Source organism: Celeribacter ethanolicus (genome assembly GCF_001550095.1).
Classification (GTDB): domain Bacteria; phylum Pseudomonadota; class Alphaproteobacteria; order Rhodobacterales; family Rhodobacteraceae; genus Celeribacter; species Celeribacter ethanolicus.
Genome location: NZ_LRUC01000012.1, coordinates 2,501 through 10,037, shown reverse-complemented (window position 1 = coordinate 10,037; position 7,537 = coordinate 2,501). Strand labels below are relative to the sequence as shown.

Sequence of the window (7,537 nt, the reverse complement as noted above, 5' to 3'; positions counted from 1 at the left end):
AATGCAGCCTTTGGGCGGCGCCCGGAAAGCTATGGCCATGTTCAATGCTCGGATCGCTAAGTCGCGTTTCATGCGATTGCTGACTGCCCAGCCGATCACCCGCCGAGAATGCAGGTCAAGAATAACAGCCAGGTAGAGCCATCCTTCTCGCGTCCAGACATAGCTGATGTCGCCCGCCCACTTCTGGTTCGGTTGATCGGCGTGGAAGTCCCGGTTCAGCAGGTTTGGCCCGATGTTGAACGCATGGTTGCTGTCCGTCGTGACCTTGTATTTCTTCGATCTTTCGACCCGGATGCCGTTCTCGCGCATCAAGCGGCCCACACGGCGATGACCGACGTCCAGACCGATCTCCTTCAACTCTTCGGTCATTCGCGGCCTGCCGTAGCTACCAAGGCTCAGGCGGGACTGTTCTTTGATGTGTGCAAGCGTGACCATATCAGATCGTTGTCTGCGACTGGCAGGGCGACTACGGAAGGCCCGCAAGCCACGTGTGCTGACGCCAACGACACTGCATAAACGGTTGGCTGGAAAATGGTTCCTGTGTTCCTCGACAAACCTAAATCTCATTGCTTTAGGCCCGCGAAGAACTGGGTGGCCTTTTTTAGGATTTCCCTCTCCTCCTTGAGAAGCCGGATCTCTCGTCGAAGCCGCTCATTCTCTTTGGCGAGGTCTAAATCCTCTTGTGAAACCACCTTCGTGTCTCGGTGTGCTGTGATCCATTTGTTCAGCGTCGACATGCCAACGCCCAGATCATCAGCCACCTGCTTGCGCGTCAACCCGCTGGTCAGCGCAATACGCACTGCATCTTGGCGAAATTCGTCCGTCCGTTTCAGTCCCATAGTCAGTCTCCTTTGTTCCAGTAAAGGCTATCAAAGGAGCGGCATCAAACCGTGACACGTCCAAGATGCGGTCAAAAAAGGGCTGGTTTCCTACAGAGACTTGATCAGCTATCTCCTAGCGCGGGAGGACGAAGAGACTGAAACCGACCCGGTGATCAAAGAGGTCTGCGAGCGAGCGAACGCACAGCACAAAAAACACACAGAGGCGAAACTATCGCCGAACGAAGTGAACGATCTTTCGACCCAGATGTTCCGGGTGTTTGCAATAGGAAAAATGGTTTCTGCGGTCATAGAGGCTTTCCTTGAGAGGCAATCTGACATTGAGAACGGCGCTTTGAAAGACGATCTCATTGCCGTGTCGAGCGCAGCATTGCTTTGCAAGAAGCTTAAAGGTTTTGCTTTGGAAAACGCCTACAAACACCGAAGTGTTCTTGAGTTGGAATTGGAAGGGCACAAGGTTATCCATTCAATCATGGACATGCTTTGGCCTGCAATCGTTAGCCGTGGCGACCCGCAGAAGGAGACCAAAGGGCATCCCGGAACTCCTTTCGAGAAGTATGCCTACGGACGTATCTCGGAGAATTACAGGCGAGTTTTTGAAAGCCCGAACGAGGACCTGCCGTTGGGTTATCGCCGCTGTCAATTGCTCGCAGACATGATCTCTGGTATGACTGACGGCTTCGCTCTAACTTTTGAGCGGGAACTTAGGGAACTTCGCTGTTGAGGAGAGAGATGAAACCCGCACTTGACCAGCAAGCCGCTAAGAAGCGCATCCGTCGCTTCTTCGATGAGCCGGTGGCTGAGCGTCGGGCTGTTGGCTGATTTATTGACGAAGTGTCTGTTTGTGCAGATATTTTTGTCTTTGGTGGAGCGCTCAGGGACATCTCCCTTCTTGGTGCTCCGAGCTTCGCCAGCGATGTAGATACCGTTGTTCAGGTTCACGATGGTGAAGCCTTCATGGACATCTTGAGTCGGTACGAAGCAGTGCAGAATAAATTTGGCGGACATCGCGTTCGTTTTGGAAGATGGAACTTTGATGTTTGGGAGGTCTCTCGAACTTGGGCTTTTGCAGAGGGTGTCATCGAGGCACTCAGCCCGTTGTCCCTTCTCGAAACCACCTTTTTCAATTGGGACGCTATTCTATATGACTGGCGATCTGGTTCGCTTCACTACGGCCAAAACTATTTTGCGGATCTGTCTCAAAAGTATTTGGAACTCGTACTGGAAAACAACCCGAACGCCGCTGGCGCACTAGTCCGCACACTGCGAACACTTTGCTTGTCTGATGAAATTCAGACCGGGCCAAGGCTTTCTTCATTTGTTGTGAATGGGCTTGAGGACATCTCCAACGAGGAAATATTATCCTACGAAGCAACTAGTTTCTCGCGCAAGCGGCTGTCTGAAACGTTGCTGTCAGACATGAGAACCAGAGCTTTAGAGTGGGACCAGAGTAATGCATTTAAGTGGCTACCCAGACGGCAATTGTCTCTATTTGACAACTTCGCCAACTAGCGGACTTTGGGTCACCGCACCGCTCGATCGGCTCACCCACCATTGCGTAGTCGTAGAAACCGGCAGCGAAACTGGCGCTTCAAGGACCACGCATAGCGCTAACCCGACCCCCCGCAGGCCCGACGCTGCTGCGCGATTTGAGAGCTACGCAGCGCCGTACCTGCTTTGCACAAGGGGCTCAATTTTGGGCGCCGATAAAGGGCCAACATTCAGTGCCGATTGACAATTTGGCCGTTCTCTTATCGGAAGACGCGCAGCAATGAACTGGTAACATGTATCCTATCATACCTTGGGCTTATGTGGCCCAGTCAACCTTGCCTCGTACAAGTCCACCGGCATTAGAACGAAACGACGCCCTTTTTCATCGACTATGACAATCGGCTCTTGGTCATAGGCAGCCATGAGCGCGTCGATGTTCTCCCGAAATTGCTCCTCGGTAATTTCGACGAGTCTTGGTGGCTTTGACACTCGGAACGCATTGCAAATCTTCTCGCGAACGAGATCTTCCGCCGTCATGCCCCGGTGCGCCGCCACCCTCTCAAGCAAGTGCAAAACCCCGTCTGGAATGTCGTGAATTGTGAGATCGACCATTTCTAGTTCTCCTTGATCAGCCTCTTCCCCCCCTTTTTTCGTCCATAAACGCCTTAAACTCTGCTTCTGTCATATGGCCAGAAGCCCCGCTTTCCTCCGTTCTCCGTCTTTCCTGAATCCGGTCTTCGAGTGATAAATTCGGTTCCTCAGGTGTGTTCCCGCCGGTTGGCGTCTCATCTTCAAACTTTGTCATGGTCGATCCACTTCGACGGGCAATTTTGTTCTGGAAATATCTGAGGCGACCACAGGACGTTTGACGTGCCGTGTCGTGACGCGTTTCCAGTCGATGCCCTCGAATAGGGCCTCAAACTGTGCCTTGCTCAGGTTGACGACGCCGTTTCGCACATTCGGCCAGACAAAGCCCCGGCCCTCGATGCGTTTGTACGCCATCACCAGACCGGTCCCGTCCCAGACGATGAGCTTGAGGCGGTCGGCACGTTTCGAACGAAACACAAAGATCGCCCCTGAGAAGGGATCAAGTTCGAATTCAGACATCACAATGGCGGCGAGACCGTCCATTCCCTTGCGGAAATCGACTGGCTCCCTGGCGAGATAGATTTTGAAATTGCCTGCAGGAGAAATCATCAGTTCACCGCCCCGCCTGTTCGAGGGCACGGACGAGTTTCGCCAGATCTTCCACGGGATAGGTCGCTGGCAACGTGAGGTCTACGACATCGCCCCTCAGCCGGATCAGCTCTTCTCGTACGTCTTCTTCCTGCGGCGGCTCCTTGACAGGATCCAATGTGATTTCTGCAAAGGTCGGCTTGGCTGGATGCGCGCCGAAGGTCGCACGGTGCTGCGTGACGTCCGAGCGCCATTTGTAGACGAGCGATTTTGAGACGCGGCATTCTTTCGTGACGTCCTCGGTCGTCAGTTCGCCACTCTCGATTTTGGCCCGGATAAATCGTTTGAAGCTCGGTGGCCAAACACGGCGACCACCGGCATGGACCTCAATAGAAAAGCCGTAGTGGTTTCGAATGCTCGGTTGTTCTGACATGCTGCGATCCTCTGGTTTGGAGGAAGGCTATCAGAATGTGATGTCAGGTTTCAGGGGGTAATCTGGGGGCCAGATGCAACGCTTACCACTGGGCCGAAAGCGCGGCTTTGAGCCTCTCGCGCACCGTTGCGCCTTTGCTACACCTCTCATTGCGTTCCACTTGCTTCCACGTTGCTTCCAGCGGGATTGGGCCAACGCAAATACCCTCCCGGAGGAGGCATTTAAATAACTGTAATCGTTGTTTAATTTTGGTTGCGGGAGTAGGATTTGAACCTACGACCTTCAGGTTATGAGCCTGACGAGCTACCGGGCTGCTCCATCCCGCGACAGGGTCGAATGTGTGTTAAGCATCGTATGAGAGATTAATAAGCTGATTATTAGGTTTGGCGGTGACCTACTCTCCCACGTCTTAAGACGCAGTACCATTGGCGCAATCGTGCTTAACGGCCGAGTTCGGGAAGGGATCGGGTGTTTCACTGACGCTGTGACCACCAAACCGAATAATGAGCTTATGTCCAAGTCAAGTAAGTGTTGTGTATGCTTTTGATTTCGTTCGAGTAAGAGCAGTTTTGCTTTTACTGGATCAAATCAAGCCTATCGGGCAATTAGTACTGGTCAACTGAATGCATTGCTGCACTTACATCTCCAGCCTATCGACGTGGTGGTCTTCCACGGCCCTCAGGGATACCTTGTTTTGAGGGGGGCTTCCCGCTTAGATGCCTTCAGCGGTTATCCTTTCCGATCATAGCTACCCTGCACTACCGTTGGCACGATAACAGGTCCACCAGTGGATCGTTCACCCCGGTCCTCTCGTACTAGGGGCAACTCCTCTCAAGTATCCTACACCCACGGCAGATAGGGACCGAACTGTCTCACGACGTTCTAAACCCAGCTCACGTACCTCTTTAAATGGCGAACAGCCATACCCTTGGGACCTGCTCCAGCCCCAGGATGAGATGAGCCGACATCGAGGTGCCAAACACTGCCGTCGATATGGACTCTTGGGCAGTATCAGCCTGTTATCCCCGGCGTACCTTTTATCCGTTGAGCGATGGCCCTTCCACTCGGGACCACCGGATCACTATGGCCGACTTTCGTCTCTGCTCGACTTGTCAGTCTTGCAGTCAGGCTGGCTTCTGCCATTGCACTCAACGAGCGATTTCCGACCGCTCTGAGCCAACCTTCGCGCGCCTCCGTTACTCTTTGGGAGGCGACCGCCCCAGTCAAACTACCCGCCACACAGGGTCCCGGGCCCAGATAATGGGTCGCGGTTAGACATCAAGCAGAACAAGGGTGGTATCTCAAGGAAGGCTCCACAGGAACTGGCGTTCCTGCTTCAAAGCCTACCACCTATCCTGCACATGTTGTGCCTGATGCCAGTGTGAAGCTGTAGTAAAGGTGCACGGGGTCTTTCCGTCTAACCGCGGGAAGCCTGCATCTTGACAGGCAATTCAATTTCGCTGAGTCGATGTTGGAGACAGCGGGGAAGTCGTTACGCCATTCGTGCAGGTCGGAACTTACCCGACAAGGAATTTCGCTACCTTAGGACCGTTATAGTTACGGCCGCCGTTTACCTGGGCTTCAATTCAGAGCTTGCACCCCTCCTTTTAACCTTCAGGCACCGGGCAGGCGTCAGACCCTATACGTCGTCTTGCGACTTCGCAGAGCCCTGTGTTTTTAGTAAACAGTCGCCACCCCCTGGTTTGTGCCCCCAGCCAATACTTGCGTAGAAACTGGGCCTCCTTCTCGCGAACTTACGGAGGTATTTTGCCGAGTTCCTTCAACATCGTTCTCTCAAGCGCCTTGGTATTCTCTACCAGTCCACCTGTGTCGGTTTAGGGTACGATCTAATGAGAGGCTATTTCCAGGGACCGCTGAGCCGCCCATTCAATCCGATAAGGATGAACGACCTTTGCGATCCGTCACTTCTCTCTGGCCACTGAATATTAACAGTGTTCCCATCGACTACGCCTTTCGGCCTCGCCTTAGGGGTCGGCTTACCCTGCTCAGATTAGCTTTAAGCAGGAACCCTTGGACTTTCGGCGACAGGGTCTCTCACCCTGTTTGTCGCTACTCATGTCATCATTCTCACTGGTGATCTCTCCACGGGATCGCTCACGCGCCCGCTTCACAGAAAGCTTCGAGCCTCTAATGATCCCCTTGAGGATCGAAAGAGGCATGAAGCTATATCACACCACGCTCTGCTACCATGCCTTACGGCATCCTCGGCTTCGGCTCATGGCTTGAGCCCCGTTACATCTTCGCCGCAGGACAACTTATCTAGACCAGTGAGCTGTTACGCTATCTTTAAAGGATGGCTGCTTCTAAGCCAACCTCCTGGTTGTTTTGGTCGTCCCACCTGCTTTCCCACTTAGCCATGAATTAGGGGCCTTAGCCGGAGGTCAGGGTTGTTTCCCTCTCCACTACGGGCGTTAGCACCCGCAGTGTGTCTGCCATCTAGTACTCCCGGGTATTCGGAGTTTGGTTAGGATCAGTAAGCCTGTGGGGCCCCATTACCCATCCAGTGCTCTACCCCCCGGGGTATTCGGATGACGCTCTACCTAAATAGATTTCGCAGAGAACCAGCTATCTCCGAGTTTGATTGGCCTTTCACCCCTAGGCACAACTCATCCCGACCTTTTTCAACAGGTGTGGGTTCGGACCTCCAGTAAGTGTTACCTTACCTTCATCCTGGTCATGCCTAGATCACTCGGTTTCGGGTCTGATCCCACGAACTCATGCGCCCTATTAAGACTCGCTTTCGCTGCGCCTACACCTAACGGCTTAAGCTTGCTCGTAAGACCAAGTCGATGACCCATTATACAAAAGGTACGCCGTCAGGACTCGAGGTCCCTCCGACTGCTTGTAGGCGTCCGGTTTCAGAAACTGTTTCACTCCCCTCGTCGGGGTGCTTTTCACCTTTCCCTCACGGTACTGGTTCGCTATCGGTCAGTAAGGAGTACTTAGCCTTCGGGGGTGGTCCCCCGATCTTCAGACAGAATTTCACGTGTTCCGCCCTACTTAATACGTCACTCAAAGCTTCCTATACGGGGCTGTCACCCGCTATGGCCAGACTTTCCAATCTGTTCTAGTCACTCATCGTGCTCGGCTGGTTCCCGTTCGCTCGCCGCTACTAGGGAAGTCTCTATTGATGTCCTTTCCTCCGGGTACTTAGATGTTTCAGTTCCCCGGGTTTGCTCTTAAAACCCTATGTGTTCAGGTTAAAAGTACCTGTTTCAGCAAGATATAAGCAGCCTAAGCTATTATATCGAACTGTCAGGTGGGTTCCCCCATTCGGAAATCCATGGATCAAAGCCTATTCTCGGCTCCCCATAGCTTATCGCAGAGTATCACGTCCTTCATCGCCTCTTACTGCCAAGGCATCCACCAAACGCCCTTCTCGCGCTTGATTTGATCCAGAAAGAGCAAAACTACATGATGTCCTACCGCCTGTCGGCGACTTGAGGACGAAGTTTGCGAGCAACGCGAGCTGGTAAAGACGCGAAGCTATACTTTCAGGACCAAAAGCATACTTTCCCGCTTCCGATCTTGTATGGGATCGGAAACGCGCTGCAGTTCCGCAGAACCGCAACTTGGT

Annotated in this window: 5 protein-coding genes, 1 tRNA gene, 2 rRNA genes and 1 pseudogene; 2 read left to right on the top strand and 7 right to left on the bottom strand. The window is 53.2% G+C overall.

Annotated elements, in window-relative coordinates:
• Window positions 1–839 (bottom strand): annotated as a pseudogene (locus NH195_RS21110) (IS3 family transposase); the annotation flags it as partial.
• Between the two features lie 100 nt (window positions 840–939).
• On the opposite strand from NH195_RS21110, the gene NH195_RS06590 reads away from it, so the two are divergent.
• A complete protein-coding gene (locus tag NH195_RS06590) occupies window positions 940–1,563 on the top strand; it encodes a hypothetical protein (RefSeq protein ID WP_066704793.1) in 624 nt (207 codons plus the stop codon).
• A 110-nt stretch (window positions 1,564–1,673) separates the two neighbouring features.
• Window positions 1,674–2,351 (top strand): hypothetical protein, encoded by a 678-nt coding sequence (locus tag NH195_RS06585; protein WP_155846095.1) that lies wholly within the window; start codon window positions 1,674–1,676, stop codon window positions 2,349–2,351.
• Between the two features lie 282 nt (window positions 2,352–2,633).
• On the opposite strand, the gene NH195_RS06580 is transcribed toward NH195_RS06585, so the two are convergent.
• The 6 genes from NH195_RS06580 to NH195_RS06555 form a co-directional block, all read right to left on the bottom strand.
• Window positions 2,634–2,942, bottom strand: a complete 309-nt coding sequence (locus tag NH195_RS06580) for a hypothetical protein (protein ID WP_066704789.1) — start codon at window positions 2,940–2,942, stop codon at window positions 2,634–2,636.
• A gap of 189 nt (window positions 2,943–3,131) precedes the next feature.
• Window positions 3,132–3,527 carry an IS66 family insertion sequence element accessory protein TnpB gene (tnpB, locus tag NH195_RS06575; RefSeq protein WP_066704787.1) on the bottom strand — a complete coding sequence of 132 codons (396 nt, stop codon included), beginning with the start codon at window positions 3,525–3,527 and terminating at the stop codon, window positions 3,132–3,134.
• A 4-nt stretch (window positions 3,528–3,531) separates the two neighbouring features.
• Window positions 3,532–3,939, bottom strand: a complete 408-nt coding sequence (locus NH195_RS06570; protein ID WP_066704785.1) for a hypothetical protein — start codon at window positions 3,937–3,939, stop codon at window positions 3,532–3,534.
• Between the two features lie 249 nt (window positions 3,940–4,188).
• Window positions 4,189–4,265 (bottom strand) — tRNA-Met (locus NH195_RS06565).
• A gap of 55 nt (window positions 4,266–4,320) precedes the next feature.
• Window positions 4,321–4,435 (bottom strand): 5S ribosomal RNA (gene rrf, locus NH195_RS06560).
• 88 nt (window positions 4,436–4,523) lie between these two features.
• Window positions 4,524–7,351: ribosomal RNA gene (locus tag NH195_RS06555) — 23S ribosomal RNA — on the bottom strand.
• Window positions 7,352–7,537 lie beyond the last annotated feature (186 nt).

What these genes read in the sequence shown, in the direction of transcription:
- tnpB (WP_066704787.1), bottom strand. Translation starts at nt 3,527, where the DNA reads ATGATTTCTCCTGCAGGCAATTTCAAAATCTATCTCGCCAGGGAGCCA.
- NH195_RS06580 (WP_066704789.1), bottom strand. Translation starts at nt 2,942, where the DNA reads ATGGTCGATCTCACAATTCACGACATTCCAGACGGGGTTTTGCACTTG.
- NH195_RS06570 (WP_066704785.1), bottom strand. Translation starts at nt 3,939, where the DNA reads ATGTCAGAACAACCGAGCATTCGAAACCACTACGGCTTTTCTATTGAG.